Annotated in this window: 5 protein-coding genes; all 5 read right to left on the bottom strand. The window is 69.4% G+C overall.

Annotated features, from left to right (window positions below):
• Nucleotides 1-89: 89 nt before the first annotated feature.
• The 5 genes from D620_RS0102555 to D620_RS0102535 are packed head-to-tail and all read right to left on the bottom strand — an operon-like array spanning nucleotide 90 to nucleotide 15,403.
• Complete coding sequence (locus D620_RS0102555) at nucleotides 90-836, bottom strand: hypothetical protein (RefSeq protein WP_026091896.1); 747 nt, start codon at nucleotides 834-836, stop codon at nucleotides 90-92.
• Nucleotides 823-2,886 carry an adenylate/guanylate cyclase domain-containing protein gene (locus tag D620_RS0102550; protein WP_017664218.1) on the bottom strand — a complete coding sequence of 688 codons (2,064 nt, stop codon included), beginning with the start codon at nucleotides 2,884-2,886 and terminating at the stop codon, nucleotides 823-825. The genes D620_RS0102555 and D620_RS0102550 overlap by 14 nt, the downstream gene beginning before the upstream one ends.
• A complete protein-coding gene (locus D620_RS0102545) occupies nucleotides 2,870-5,977 on the bottom strand; it encodes a CHAT domain-containing protein (RefSeq protein WP_017664217.1) in 3,108 nt (1,035 codons plus the stop codon). The genes D620_RS0102550 and D620_RS0102545 overlap by 17 nt, the downstream gene beginning before the upstream one ends.
• A gap of 1 nt (nucleotide 5,978) precedes the next feature.
• The gene (locus tag D620_RS0102540; RefSeq protein ID WP_017664216.1) at nucleotides 5,979-13,571 is read right to left on the bottom strand and encodes an MBG domain-containing protein; all 7,593 of its coding nucleotides are present in this window, start codon (nucleotides 13,569-13,571) and stop codon (nucleotides 5,979-5,981) included.
• Nucleotides 13,568-15,403 (bottom strand): ShlB/FhaC/HecB family hemolysin secretion/activation protein, encoded by a 1,836-nt coding sequence (locus D620_RS0102535; RefSeq protein WP_017664215.1) that lies wholly within the window; start codon nucleotides 15,401-15,403, stop codon nucleotides 13,568-13,570. The genes D620_RS0102540 and D620_RS0102535 overlap by 4 nt, the downstream gene beginning before the upstream one ends.
• Nucleotides 15,404-15,628: the final 225 nt, after the last annotated feature.

Raw genomic sequence — 15,628 nt, 5'->3', positions numbered from 1 at the left:
CCCGTCAGGCTGACCCTGTCACCCCTTCTCCCAAGCTTGGGGCTGCGATGCAACAGGCAATCGGCAACAGGCCGGCAGCGCGCGCCTATTTAGCCGCCGCTCGCCGCAGCCTCGTCATCGAGGCCCGCTGCCAGCATGTCGACCTGCACGGTGCAGCCCTTGTCGAGCAGCGCCGCGGCGAGCGCGTCGGGCGCTTCGAAATCGCCTTCGAGCAGCACGAAGCTCACCTGCGCGCTGGTGGAATTGTCCGGGCCGGTGATCGAATAGGTCGCGCCCTCGACGATCGGCAGGCGGATCGGATCAAGCGCGGCGACGGTCACCGTCTCGTCGAAGGTGACATCGACGGCGGCACCGTTCTCGCGGTTGAACATCCGGTAGGTGATGGTGTCGGGCGCGCCCGGGCGCCACAGGCGCACCGAGGCAAGATCATAGAGACACACCGTGCCCGAACGCGTCACGTCGACATACCACAGGCTGGGATTGGTCGGGTTGCCTTCGAGATCGCCGCGCACCGCCCCGGTGCGCACGCGGGTGGCGGCGCGCTTGCGGGTGAGCGAGGCGAAGCGGTCGGCGGCGACCTGCGGACGGTCACCGATGCGGAAGGTGCCGGCGCCCTTGATGACGCGGGTGCCCTGCGCGGTCAGCACGGTCACCACATCGCCCGGCTTCAAGGTGATGGTGGCATTGTCGTCGATCTTCGCGCCGACCGGATAGCGCGTCGCCGAAGGACCGGTGGACTTCACCACCACGCCCGCCATCGCCGCGGCCGGCAGCGCCAGCGCCGCACCTGCCAGCGCCAGCGCGCCGAGCCTTGCCTTCATTCTAACCGAGAACATAGGTTCCTCCCTCGTCCATCTCTGCCATGCGCCTTGCAAGATTGCGTAGCGCTGAATCATCCGGGTGGCGAGCCGCCACCGCTTGCGCCATGCGCAGCGCCGCGCCGGGATCGGTGAGGGCGAGCGCGCTCGCCGCGGCCAGTTCGGCGCGGTCGTCTGCCGGAAAATCGGGCGCCGGTTCAAACAGATCGACCGGCCGCGCCCGGCCGCGCAGCACCACCCGGCCCATCTGCCGCCACCAGTCGAGGCCCGACGCCTCGGCGAATTCGCGGCTCGCCATGACCGATGAGTCGAGCGCCTTGTTGGCGGATTCAAGGCGCGCGGCGGTGTTCATCGAATCGCCCAGTGCGGTGTACTGGATGCGGGTTGCCCCGCCGAAATTGCCGATCACCGCATCGCCATAGTGGAGGCCGACACGGGTCTTGCCGATCTTGGGCAGATCGGAGTCCATCGCGGCGACCTCGGCACGGAACGCCTCGCCCGCCTGCCACATCGCATAGCCCGCCCGTGCAGCGCGCATCCCGTCGTCGGGCCGGCTGATCGGCGCGCCCCAGAAGGCGACCACCGCATCGCCCACGAACTTGTCGATCACCCCGCCATGATCGAGCACCACCTGGCTGAGCATGTCGAGATAGCGGTTCAACAGCTTGGCGACCATTTCGGGCGGGATCGCGTGGCTCATCTTGGTGAAGCCTTCAAGGTCGCTGAACAGCACGAAGATCGCGCGCTTCTCGCCCCCGAGGCTGAGCAGCTCGGGCTTGTCGATGATCGCCTGGGCAATGTCGCGCGGGATGTATTTGCCGAGCGCGCCGGTCGCGAAGTTGCGCTGCTTGGCCCCCGATGCGCGCGCAGTCACGGTGACGGCGGTGAACACCAGGATCCACCCGATCAGCCAGCCGACCGCCGGCAGGCCGTAGGTATCGACATCGCGGACTTGCAGGAACACCGGAAGGCCCTGGAAGATGAACAGCTGCGCGATGCCGAACAGCGCAAGCCAGCGCGCGGGCCATTCCAGGAGCGCGGTCAGGACCGCGATGAGCACGACCAGGATCGCCATCGCCCACAGCACCCATTCCGGAATCGGCTGCAACACGCGGTTATCGAGCATCTGGGCGATGATTTCGGCATGGACCGCGATCCCCGCCGGCACTTCGCCGTTGATCGAGGTGAAGGTCGTCTCGACGCGGTCGTAATCGACGATATCGCCGCCGATCAGGATATACTTGCCCGCGAACTGTTCCTTGAGGAACGGCAGGATTTCCGGATCGGGATCGACGAAAAGGTCGATCTGGGCGGGCGGGTAGAGCACCGAATCATCGAACTTGGCGCGCCGGTAATCGATTGCCCCCTCGTAGCCTTCGAAGCCGTGCGCCGGCTCGCCCGCCTCGACCAGCATCACCCGGCCGAGCAGCGGCGGCAGGCCCTCGCGGATGTCGGGCCACACCCGGGTCGCGCCGAAGGTGTTGTCGAGCCGGATGCTCGCGGGCCGGGCATTGCTGCCCTCGAGCCGCGCCATGAACGCCTCGAGGAACTGCTGCTGCTCGTATTCGATATCGTCGGGGTTGGTGGCCTTGGCGGCATAGGCGACCGCGACCGGGGTCTTCATCCCGCGCAGCGCCGCGACAAGCTCCTCGTCCTCATCCTGCGGCTGGTCGAACAGGATGTCGATCCCGATCGCCTTGGGCGCGAAGGTGTCGAGCGTTTGCAGGGTCTTGGCCAGCAGGCCGCGATCGAGCGGCGAGCGCTTGCGCGCGGCGATCAGGGTCTGGTCGGTATAGACCACCAGCACCACCCGCTTGTCTTCCTCGACCAGATCGGCGGCATAATAGGCCCTGAGGTCATAAAGCGCGCGCTCGGCCTCGCTGATCAGCGGGGTGGGCACCGCGGCACCGGGCAGGATCCAGCCGTAGCGCGCGATGAACACCGCAAGGCACATCAGCATCAGGGTCAGGCCGAGCTGCACCCCTCCCGCCGTGCGGACATTGCGCCAGGTGCGCGCGAGCTGGCCGAACAGCGTCTTGCCGGAGCGGGCCTCAACGGTCTGGTCCATTTCCTGCCCCCCGGCCAGCGTTCAGCGCGACAGCCGCGCCGTCGCCGACCACCGCGAAGGCCGACCAGTAGAAGGGATGCGAGGTTTCCGCATCGTCCATCAGTGCGACCTGCGAGGTGCGCAGCGCCTCGGCGGTGCTGCGCCCGTCCTCGGCGAACAGGCCGCCGACGAGGCGTCCGGTCGCGTCGAAATCGTCAGGCACCGGCCAGTGGCTGGCGAGCACCGTGCGCCCGCCCGCGCCGACGAAGGCGCGCACCAGGCCATCGAGCGCGAATTCGCCGCCGCTCCGCACCCCCGCCTCGCGCGCGGCGCCGACGGTGGCGCTGCCGGCGGTGTCGCAGGCCGAAAGGATCACGAGGTCGGCATCGATCCTGAGGTCGAAGATCTCGGCAAAGCTCAAGAGCCCGTCGGAGTTCGTATCCTTGTCGAAGCTGGTCAGCAGCGCCGGACGCGGCGGGCAGCCGGGCTGGGGCGCGGTGACGAGGCCGTGGGTGGCGAAGTGGAGGATGCGGAATTCCGAAAGGTCCGGCAGGCGCGCGATGCCGGTGTCGGTGAAGTCCGTACCGGTCAGGACCTGCGCGGTGCCGCCGAACTTGGCCGCCGCGCCGCGCAATTCGTCGGCCCTGATCGGGTTTGCCCAGATATTGGGCGACCAGGTGCAGCGCTCGCCCGCCTCGAGCGCGGCGCGCACCCGCGATGCGCCCGGGCTGGCGGTGCCGATCGGAGTGTTCTCCCCGAGCCCGAGATAGGCGCGCTTTCCGTCCGACGGGCGCGCGGCGCGCACATCGCGGAACGCCAAGGGGCCGACCGAGGTGCTCACCTGCGTGCTGCGCCCGAGCCACTTCGTGCCGCGGAAATCATATTCGTCCGCGCCCTTGGCCTTCATCCGCGCCTGATAGGCGGCAACGCTCGCATCGTCGGTGACGAGCAGGTTGACCGGCAGCTTGAGCAGCGCGCCATCGGGTTCGAACACCAGATGCCTCAAGCCGGGCAACTCGCCTGCGACCGGGCCGAACAGACGCACGTAAAGCTCGCGCGCGTGGACGAGGTCGAAGGGATAGGTATTGACCTGCCCGCCCTCGATCACCGCGATGCTCTCGCGGATCTGGGTGACGAGCGTTTCCAGCTGGCGCGGCGTCGCATCGGCGCGCCACACCCTCGCGGCATCGCGCGTGGCGTAGACGACATAGGTATCGCGATCGAGCGTCACCAGCTTCACATAGGCCTCTCCCTCGCCGAGCACCGCCTGGAGTTCGGCAAGGCCGATCGCGTCGCCGGCAACCGCGCGGTAACGCGGGTATTCGGCAAGCCGCACAAGCACTTCGGCCTGCTGCTGTTCAAGCTGGCCGAGCCGTGTGCGCCGCTCGGCGATCTGGCTGGCGAGGCGGGTACTGGCTTCGGGCTGGCTTTCAAGCTCGAGCAGCGAGACGCGCTGCTGTTCGATCCCGCGGCCGAGATTGGTGGCGGTGCGGAACAATTGCGATGCCTCGTCCGATCCGCCCGAAAGCTCGCGGGCGAGCGCGGCCTGGGTCTGTGCGAGGCCCGGGCGCTGGAACAGCTGGCTGGCGGCGAACACATCGGCCGCCGCACCCGCCGTGCCGCCGCCCGCCGTGGTATCGGTCAGCAGCGCAAAATAGGGCGTCATCACCGAACGCAACGAAGGCAGCGGGCGCCCGTCCGCATCGCCGATGATGCCGCGATAGATCGCCAGCGCATCATCGCGCCGGCCGGTGCGGGCAAAGAGCCCGGCGAGCTGCGCGCGGGCGCTGCCGAGCGCGGGCGAATCCGGGTAGACCCCTTCGAGCAAGCCGATCGCCTGCTTGTGGAACCGCTCGGCCTCGGCGCTCTGGCCGGCGCGTTCGGCGTTCTCGGCGAGCTCGCCCAGCACTTGCGCGCGCAGCCACGCGACCGAGACCACGCGGCCTCCGCGCACGTCGGCAAAGGCGCGTTCGGCAGCAGCGAGCAGCGCCGGGGCCTCGCTGCCGCGGCCCAGCTGGCGCAGCGCGGCGGCCTTGAGATAGGCGTTCTGGCCATCGAGCAGCCGCGCGCGTTCGAGCGGGGTCAGGTTGGAGGAATATTCGGCGATGATCCGCCCGCTCTCGCTCGCCAGCTGGCCGGCGAGCGCCGCACCGATGGTGAGCGCGCGGACGTCCTCGGCATCGCCGAACTCGCTCGAAAGCGGCGCATCGAGCACCGCCAGCGCGCGCGCGGGCTGGCGCTGGTTGAGGGCGTCCATCCCTTCATAATTGCGCTGCATGCGGGCCAGCACGGGGCTGCCCGAACTGCCGGAACGGGCGGCGGCGAACAGCCGGCGGGCTTCGGTGAAGCTGCCGAGGTTCGATTGCTGGAGCGCGGAGTTGAGCTGCGCCTCGGCAGCGCCGGGGCCCGAGAGCGCGGCGGCCGAGACCGCGAAGAATTCTGCGGCTTCGGCATAGTCGCCGGCATTGCTGCGGCGGTAGGCTTCGACCAGCGCCTGATCGGCGGCGATCGCTTCGGCCTGCTGGCGCGCGAAGGCGGCGGCATCGGTGGTGCTGGTGAGCGGAATCTCGACCGTGCCGGGCACCACCGCGTCGCTGGCGAGCGAGGCGATGCCGAGCTCGAGGGCCTTGGCATAGGCAGCAAGGCCCGTTGCGGCATAGGTGCGGCCCGCGCGGCTGCCGATCAAGAGGTCGGTCGCCAGGATGCTGCCCGCGCGCTTGCACCCGAGCCGCTCGACCGCGGCAAGGCCGGGGAGCGCACCGGGCGCCCGCGCGGCATCGCCGCGGCAATCGGCATCGGCGCCCGCAAAGCGCGCCGGCCCGGCGGTCTCGCCGCTCTTGGGCTTGACCACCCACAGCGTGCCGACCGGCGCGGCGGCATCGCGGCAGATCACCGAATAGCGCCGGTCGAACAGTCCGGCGCCCGGTTCGGGCGGGAGGATCTGCGCCTCGCACAGCCCGTTCGAGCCGATCGGGAAGGTGTCGCGCAGCGCGAGGCTGGCGCGTGCTTCGGTGCGGGCCGCGCCCGGCCCTGCGGCAAGGCTTGCACCCAGCGTGCCGAGGGCTGCGAGCGAGAGCGCGGAGCGCAGCAGGCGATGACGACGCACGATCATGTCACTGGCCTCCCGTGGTGGAGGCGGCGCCCGCGCCGTTACCATAGAGCGAGCTGTCGCCGCCGCTTGCCACCGGATCATCGAGCAGCGGATCCTCGCCGATCAGCCGCGCATCGGGCCGTTCGGGGAAGTCGATGCCGAAGCGCTCCTCCTCCTCGCTCTCGACCGGCGGGGGGGTCTCGGCGCCGACCAGCGCCGGCTCGATCGTGGTCGGATTGTTGATATCGGGCGAGACCGGCGGCGGGTCGATGGTGAAGGTGCCGGGCACGTAGGTGAGCGCGTAATTCGCGCCCGCCGTGAGCGTCCCCTGGCGGATCACTAAGTTGCCGATCGTCTCGCCGGGATCGCGCGCGAGCAGGCCGGTCAACTGGTCGCCGTTGACCAGATCGCCGCCGGTGACGAGGAACGTCAGCACCGGATCGGCAAAGCCCAGCGTCTTCGACTGGTTGTTGGCCGCCACGGTCAGCGGGCGCGGGGTGATGGTGAGCACGCCAGCGTTGTAGGTCACCGCATAATTGGCGCTGGCCGCGAGCGTGCCTTGCGTGATCGCGACCCCGCCGACACCCGTGGTCACCCCGGCGGTGGTCGCCAGCGCGCCGCTGAGCTGGTCGCCGTTGACGAGGCCCTGGCCGCCGACCGTGAAGGTCAGCGCCGGGTTGGCATCGCCATAGACCCGCGACAGATCGCTCGCGGTGATGGTGATCGGGCGCGGCGTCACCGTCAGCTGGCCGCCCACGAAGGTCAGGTCGTAATTGCTGCTCGCGACCAGCGAACCTTGCGTGATCGCATAATTGCCGATCCCGCTGGTGAGCCCGGCGGTGGTGGCAAGGCTGCCGCCCAGCTGGTCGCCGTTGACGAGGCCCTGCCCGCCGACCGTGAAGGTCAGCGCAGGATTGGCGTTGCCATAGATGCGCGAGAGGATGTCCGCCGTCACCGTGATCGGGCGCGGGGTAACCGCCAGCTGGCCATCGACGAAGCTGAGCGTGTAATTGGCGCTCGCCGCCAGCGTGCCTTGGGTGATCGCGTAGCTGCCGATGCCGCTCGTCTGGTCCGCCAGCGTCGCCAGGAGACCGGTCAGCTGGTCGCCGTTCACCAGACCCAGCCCGCCCACGACGTAAGTCAGCGCCGGATTGGCATTGCCGTAGAGGCGCGAGAGGTTGTCCGCAGTCACCGTGATCGCGCGCGGGGTAATGGCCAGCTGGCCGCCGGTGTAGGTGATGGAGTAGTTGCCGCCCGCCGTCAGCGTGCCTTGCGTGATCGCATAACTGCCGATCCCGGTGGTAACGCCCGCTACCGTGGTGAGGGCGCCGGTCAGCTGGTCGCCGTTGACGAGGCCCTGCCCGCCCACGACATAGGTCAGCGCCGGGTTGGCATCGCCATAGGCCCGCGACAGATTGCTCGCGTCGATGGTGATCGGGCGCGGCGTGATCGTCAGTTGGCCGCCGACGAAGGTGAGGTCGTAGTTGCTGCTCGCGATCAGCGTGCCTTGCGTGATCGCGTAATTGCCGATGCCGCTGGTGCTCACCGCAGTGGTGGCGAGGCTGCCGCCCAGCTGGTCGCCGTTCACCAGCCCCGGCCCGCCGACCGTAAAGGTCAGCGCCGGGTTGGGGTTGCCGTAGAAGCGCGACAGGTTATCGGCGGTGACCGTGATCGGACGCGGGGTGACGGTCAGCGTGCCGGGCACGAAGCTGAAGGTGTAGCCCTGCGCGCTCGTCAGCGTGCCCTGCGACACATTGAGCGCATATTGTCCGATCGGCGAGGTGCCGTCGGCGGCGGTGAGATATTGCAACAGCCCGCTGAGGTCGCTCAACCCGTCGCCCGGCAGGAAGCCGGAAATGGTCGAGCTGAAGGTCGGGTTGGCGCTGCCGTAGAAGCGCGCCACATCATCGGCGGTGACGGTCAGCACCGGCGTGATGCGGAAGGCGGCGTAGTTGCTGCCGGGGCTGGCCGCGAGGTAGGCGGCCTCGGTCTGCACGTTGTAGAAGCGTGCATAATTGGTGACTGTGCCGATCTGCGATCCGGTGGGGGTCGCAGCGAAGATCGAATAATAGCCCGTGCCGGTCAGATCGAGGCCGGCATCGCCATGGAGGTTGATGACCTCGCCATTCAACGAGGCAAGGTCGATCGCGCGCGCGCTGCCCGATGCACTCAGCACGCCATCGGCCAGCACGCGGATGTTGCTGCCCGCGCTCGATCCGGCATTGCGCACGGTAATGGTGCTCGCCGTGATGTTTGCCAGCGTGACTTCGCCGGTCTGGCGCTGCGGATCGCTACCGCCGTCGATCAGAGCGATGCTGACGTTGCCGGTGCCGGCATTGATGTTCGCGCCCTGCCGCATGTCGATGACCGCGGGATTGGGCTGCGCGAGGGGCTGACCGCCGCCATGGTTCGCGCTCAGGTTGATCGGGCCGTTACTGGTGGCGATGTTCCCGTCGACAATGATCGAGCGCCCCGCGAGCAGATCGACCGAACCGCCGCTCAGCGCGCCGGTGGAACCGGCCGCGCTCCCGCCGCCGCCGCCGCCGCCGCCGACAATGCCCAACACCCGCAGCGTGCCGCGCGCGCCCATCTGGATCGCGGTTGTCCCGGTGACGACATTGGAACCGATGATCCCGTTCTCGCCGTGCTCGACGTTGAGATCGCCAAAGGTAAAGGCGGTGAGCTGATTGGCCACATTGAGATTGCCTACAACCGCCGAGATGCGCGAAGCGACCGGGTCAGCGTCGAGCTGGTCGCCGCTCGCCGAGGCGTCAAGGGTCAGCAGGTTGGCGTTGCCGCCTGCAACCTCTATATTGAAAACGCCGGCGGTATTGGCAAGGTCAGTCGGATCGCCGCCGGTCCCGTCGGCCAGCACGGACATCAGATCGGCGGTGAGCGAGCCGGTGCTGCCGGTCGCCATCGCGAATTCCGCCGTCCCGCCGAAAGACGTTCCGCCCAGGCTGGTATTGGCGTTGCTGTTGATCGTGATGTTGGTCGCGGCAAGGGTGGCGGTGCCGGCCAGGCCCAGCCGGGCCGCGCCGCCGAACGCCGCGCCGCCGATCTGCCCGGTCTGTCCGACCGCGAAGGCCTGCGCATCGATCAGCACGTCGCTTGCGCTGATCGAACCGCCTGAGGCGGTGAGGCTCGCCGTGCCGCCCCTTGCGCTGCCGACCTGGGGGCCGAGCCCGGCAGAGCCGGTGGTGACGACCTCGATATTGCCGGGCCTGCCGAGACTGTCGGTGACGAGCGTGAGCCCGGTGCCGTTGAGCGCCACCGACACCGAGCCGCCGGTGCCGCTCCCGCCGCTGCCCGTATCCGGACCGCCATCGCCGCCGATCGCGCTGCTGCTGACCAGCAGCGTGCCGCGCAGGCCGAGCGTGGAGTTGGTCGCGCCCAAGCTGACCGCACCGGCCGTGGCATTGCCGCCGGAGCTGCCTGCATCGGTTGCCGCGCCGCCGCGCGCGAAGCTGTCGATCGAGAACCCGCCGCCGGTCAGCGAGGTGCCGGTGATGCTGACGTTGACCAGCGCCGAGGCGGCATCGCCGCCAAAGCCGAGACCGGTCCCGCCGACCACGATGGATTCAAGGCTCAGCCTGCCCGGCCCGCTTACGCCATCGGAGAGATTGATCGTCGCGTTGTTGGCATTGAAGGTGATCAGGGCGGCATCGGCAAAGCCGCCCTGCAAGCCGTTGCCGCCGGTGGCGTTGTTGAACAGGGCGAAACCGCCCCGCAGGTTCGCGGTCGAACCCAGCACCTCGAACAGCACCGCGCCGCCGCGCGCGCTGCCGCCGTTGCCGGTGCCCGAACCATTGCCGCCCTGCGCGCCCGCGCCGCCGCCCTTGGTCTCGATGGTCAGGATGCCGCCATTGATCACCCGGATCGAGCGCGCCCCGCCGGTGGCGTTGCCGCCCGCGATATTGAGCAGCGGATTGCCCGAGCTGCCGCCCTGCGTGAAGGTCGACATGGTCGTCGGGCCGGCCACCAGCGTCCCGCCGTCGACCAGCATGGTAGCCGTGCCGCCAACCGCCGAGCCGCCCGCGCCGCCATCGACCGAACTGCTGCCGCCGAAGCCGCGCGAAACCATGAACATCGAATCCGCCGCCCGGTTGGGATCGGCAAGGATGTTGACCGGCAGATTGATGGTCCCGCCCTCGGCGGCGTTGACCAGCAAGGTCCCGCCCTGGCCGAATCCGCCGACGCCGTCGCCGCCATTGGCGCTCTCGCCGATGCCGTTGGCGTTGAGCATGTTGAAGCCAGCGGGCGAGCGTCCCGTCGCTGCCGCCGGGACGTTGCGCAGCACGGTCAGCGTGCTGTTGCTGCCGCGCGCGCGCAGCCGCACAGTGCCGCCGGTGCCGTTGCCGCCATTGTGCGTGGCCGCTATCCCGCCGCGCCCGATCGAGGCGGCTTGCACCGAGCCCAGCGTCACCGTGCCGCCGGTTGCCTCGACCGAGGCGATCCCGCCCAGCCCGTCGCCCGCCTTGAAGGTGGTCAGGGTGTTGCCGCCCTGGCCAAAGGCGAAGACTGCGGCATGGCCGGAGATGTTGATGGTGCCGCCCACGGTTGAGGTGTTGACCGCGATATAGGCCGATCCTCCGGAGCCGTTCCCGCCCAGCCCGTCGTTCGATTGGCCGCCGCTGCCACTGGCCGATGCCAGCACGTCGCCGTTGATGGTGACGCTCACCCCGTTGGCGAGAATGCCCGACGAGCCGCCAAAGCCCGCGCCGCCGGTGCCCCCGTCCGAGAGACCGCCGATCCCGTTGGCGGTCATCGCCAGACCGGTTGCCACCAGTGTCCCGCTGAGGCTGCCGAGCACGGCGGTCTCGCCCCCGCTGCCAGTCCCGGCCGCGGCGCCCGCACCGCCGGTGCCGTTGGCGTTGAGTGTCATCCCTGCTGCGGTCACATCGCCTGCGCGCAGGCTCACTACGGCAAGACCGCCGGTGCCGTTCCCCCCCGTGCCGTCGGCAAGGTCGGCGCCGTTGAGGCCGCTGCGCCCGCCGTAGCCCTGCGCGCTGGCGTTGACAGCTCCCAGGTTTGCCAGGCCCAGCCCGACCGAACCGTCAAGCCCAAGCAGCGCAAGGCCGGTCTGGGCAAGGCCGCCGAACCCGTTGCCGCCCGTGCCGCCGACAAACGTGCCGGCACTGCTCCCGCCATTGCCACCGACGCCGTCGACGTTGATCGTGACGCCCGCGATCGCGAGCGTGCCATTGTCCCCGCCTGCCAGCGCGAAGGCGCCGCTGCCGAAATTCGGGTCGGCCTGGTTGGGCACGCCCAGATCGCCGCCATAGCCGTCCCCGCCGCGCCCGGCGGCGATGGAGACGCCGTCCGATCCGCCGCCAGTGCCGCCGGTGCCGCTGGCCCGTGCCGTCAGCGCGCCGTTCACCGTGACCGTCGCGGTGTCCGTGAGCGTGCCATCGGCCTGCACGTAGGCATTGCCCCCGCGCCCGGTTCCGCCCGTGCCGCCAAAGTCGAATGTCGCGCTGCCGCCAAAGCCGTTTGCTGTCACGGAGGCGTCATTGGTGACCGAAATGCTGCCGACCCGCGCACCGGCGCCGGCGATGCCGCCCAGCCCGTTGCCGCCGTTCACCCCGTCGCCGCCGATCCCGCTGGCGTCGGCAAACAACGAGCCGGTCAGCTGGACCGTGCCGCCGTTCACCGTGTTGATCGAGGCCCGCCCGCCCAGCCCGGTCCCGCCGGTTCCCCCGGCATTGATCCCGCCGGTGCCCGATGCATCGAGGAACAGGCTGCTGCCCAGCGTGATGAGGCCGGAATCGAGGATCGAGACCGTCGCCTCGCCGCCGTCGCCGACCGATCCGGTGCCCGCTGCCCTGGCCGCACCGCCAAAGGCGGCCGCGTCAAGCTGCGTGCTGGCCCCGATATTGATCGTCCCGCCGCCATCGAGCACCGCGATCCGCGCGGTGCCGCCATAGGCGTTCGAGAGCGTCGACGCGGTGCTGAGCGAGCCGGCCGATCCGCCCGCTCCGGCAAACACATTCGCCTGTTGCCCGATGCCCACGGTGCCGCCCGCGCGGGCGCGGATCTCGGCGCTGCCGCCGCGCACTTCGGCGCCGGTGATGATGTCGGGTGTGCCGGTGCCGAACCCGCGGGCGGAGACGAATCCCACGCCGCCCACCGAGATCGCGCCGCCATTGGCGCTGATCGCGGCCGTCCCGCCCGTGGCGGTGCCGGCGATGCTCTGCCCGAAATCGGCGCCCGCGAAGGCATCGGCGAGCACCTGCGCCGAACCGTTGACGGTAATGACGCTGCCCGCTCCGGCGTCGATCAGCGCATTGCCGCCGGTCGCATCGACCACGGCGAGCGCTTGCACGAAGGAACCGCTCGCGGCGAAATCGCGCGCATCGACCAGCACGTCGCCCGATATGAGCATGTCAAAGCCGGCGCTCGCGGAAACGGTCGCGGTTTCGCGGCCCACCACCAGCAGGTTGCCCTGAACCGAGCTGTTGGTGCCGGCCGCCGAGACCGTGGCCGCGTGCGTGCTGATCGCCAGAAGGCTGCTCGACGCATTGAAATCCTGGACCACGATGTCCGCGCGCGGTCCGAAGAACCCGGTATTGCCGCTGAAGGTCGCGGCCAGGCCCTGCGAGATCGAGCTGCCATCAACCACGCGCCCGGACACGTCGTAATTGGCCGCAAGGATGATCTCGCCGTTGATCACGCCCGCGGTCTGCGCCGGATCGAAGCCGAGATTGCCGCTGAACAGCATGCTGATCGGATCTTTCGACGCGCGAGCCACGCCGTAGATCATGTGGTTGTCGCCCACGCCAAGGCTCGACGGGCCGCCGACCGTGCCATCGACGGTCAGCACCTGCCCGGTCGCCGCAGTGCCGGTCGGCACCTCGATGTTGAACAGCCCGTTGCTGAAGGTGAGATTGACGACCTCGCCCGCGACGAAGGCCGAGCTGCCGTTGACCCGCGCGGTCCCGCTCATCCGGACGTCGGCGGCAACCGCAGCGAAAAAGGCGTTGTCGCGCGTGGCGGTGATCTGCGCGCCGGGATCGATCCGGATCTGCGCGAGCGTGTCAATCGCCCCCACCAGCGTCAGCGCGGCGCCGGATTCGACGAAGCTCTGGAATTCCTCGTTGCTGGGCACATCGAGGGTTGTCAGCAGCAGCTGGCCGACATCGAAGGTTGCGGTGCTGCCGATGACGATCCCGGTCGGCGAATAGAAGGCGACAAACCCGCCGATCGAGGAACCGCCGGCCGCATCGAAGAGCTGCGAGACGACGCTGCCGTTGATGACCGCGGCATTGCCCCCGGTCGAGGGCAGGATGCGGTTGAGCACCGCGAACTGGCCGGTGAACGAGGCGGTCGGAGAGTTCTGGTAGATGGCGGTGGTGCCGTTGGGGAGGAAGACCAGCGCGTTACCCGCAGCGTCCTGAAACGGCTGCCAATCGACCACCACGGTCTGGGTGAACACCTCGACGGTGGTCTGGTTGGGCACCGACTGATCGATCTCGGCCGCCCCGAAATTGACGTTGCCGCTGGCCTGGATGGCCTGCGCGGCCGCCGGCGCGGCGGGGAGGAGCAGACCCAGGGCCAGCGCTGCGCAGCCGCAGCCGGTCAGCAGGGAGGTTCGCTTGCTGGTGGCTTTGCTCATCTCGAAAATCTCCACGGAAACAGGCGGGCGGTGAGCGAGAACAGGAACCTGACGTCGCCCCGGCGCTGGGCGAGGTCGGGGGTAGAAAGCGGGACGGCGATGGCCAGATCGCTCTGGATGCCGCGGCCCCAGGACACGCGCACCCCGGCCCCGGCCGACCACAGCCGGTCGGGGTTGCCGGCGCTGCGGCTCGGGTCCTCGTTCCAGACGAAGGCGATGTCGGAGAACATGTAGGGCTGCCAGGCGAGGCCATCGGCGGTCGGCGGGCTCATCGATCCGACGCGCATCTCGAAGGAATTGAGGATGCCGCTATCGCCGAGCACCGCGCCCGGATCATAGCCACGCCCGATCGAGAAGGAACCGGCGGCCAGTTCCTCGAAGGCGGGCAGCGGGTCCTTGGTGTATTGCCCCTGGGTATTGAGCACCAGCGTCAGCCTGGGCACCGGACGATATTCGACTGCGGTGTTGAGACGCACCAGCAGCGGGGTGGGATCGGCCTCGATCCGGCTTGGCGCGGCGGCGCCGCCGGCAAGGCATCCGACGAGGTTGGGGCGGCAATCCGCGCTCGCCGAAAACACGTCGAGCCCCTGGCGCAGCTCTGCCCCGTAACGCAGGCGCAGGCGCGGCTCGTAGGGTGAATAGCCCGCCGAACGCTGCAACGAGCCAAGGTCGGTGATATCGCCCGAGAGGCGCAGATAGGCCACCCGCACCCGGTCGCGCGTCAGGTTGAAGCCGTTCAGCACCACGTCCTGATCGACATAGTCGAACCCGGCATCGGCATAGATGCTGTGCGCGCGGGTGCGCAGCAGCGGATAGCTGGCAAAGGCGGATGCGAAGATCGTCTCGGATTCGACGTTGAACCCGGCGATCCCCGTATCGGGGTTGGTGGTGCTCCAGGTGAACTGGCCGCCCAGCCGCAGCCCTTCGCTGCCGACCCGGAAATCGTGGCCGATCTGGACCGTCTGCTGCTCGACGAAATCGAGCGTGGTGAACACCGCCATCGAGGTGCGGTCGCCCATCCCGGTAAGATCATAGACCTCGCCGCGCAGCACCCCGCCGTAGCGGCCGATCGCGCGGCTGGCGAGGTTCTGGAGGTTGAGATCGACCATCGCGCGCTGGCGCAGCACCGCGACCTCGCCGACCAGATCGCCGGGCGCCCCGCCCGCCGCCGGACGCAGCGACAGGCGCACGTCGAACCCGGGCAGATCGTCGGCAAGCAGCAGGTAGCGCTCGGCGCGGTTGATGTTGAACACCTCGTCGGCCGTGAGCTTTTCGAGATAGCGCGCGACCAGCGCCTCCGAAGCTCCCGCCTGGCCGCGCACCCGCACCGTGGTCAGGCGGCCGAACACGACCTTGAAATCGGGGGTGCCGTCCGCCAGGCTCTGCTCGGGAATCTCGACAGTGGCGAGATAGCCGGCGCGGCGCAGGATCGCGTTGGCCTCGGCGCGGATGTCGCACAGCACCGAAACCGGCAACTCGCGCCCGACATAACCGGCATAGGCGCTATCGAGCGAGAGGCCGGGCACGCGGGCGAGGCCATCGAAGGCGGCGCCCTTCACGGTGAACTTGATGCCGGCATATTCGGGCCGGTCGAGCTCGCAGGGCGGGCGCTCGAAATCGCCGTCGACGGTGAGCGTCGTGGTGCGCGCGGGCTCGCGCTGGTCGGGGGGCACGAGATCGCTGCGGTTGGGCGGGATGACGCCTGCGGCCGGCGGCGGTCCGGCCTGCGCCAGAAGCGGCGCGGGCAGGACGGCAAGCGCGGCGGCCGCCACGGCGGTGACGCTGGCACAGGAACGCAGCTGCGCGCGCGGCCGGCTGGTGTGAGATTGCAACAAAGTCCCCCCCGAAAAACTCTTGGTCCGCTCCCCGCGTGGCCTGCCTGTGCGGCGAAACCTGCGCGGTCACGGGCCCTGCATACGCGACCGAGCCTTGACACCCATCAGTGTCAATCCAGCGACCGGCGACCCCCATTGTGATGCAAAACTACTCCGGCGCGCCGCAAAGGCAAGCGCGCTGCGGCCCGATTGCGGCTGCTGCGGCAAGATTGTCGCGTTTGG

The organism is Porphyrobacter sp. AAP82, from assembly GCF_000331285.1.
Lineage (GTDB): Bacteria > Pseudomonadota > Alphaproteobacteria > Sphingomonadales > Sphingomonadaceae > Erythrobacter.
The sequence above is the reverse complement of the archived record's forward strand: the minus strand, read 5'-3'. Positions and strand labels throughout refer to the sequence as shown.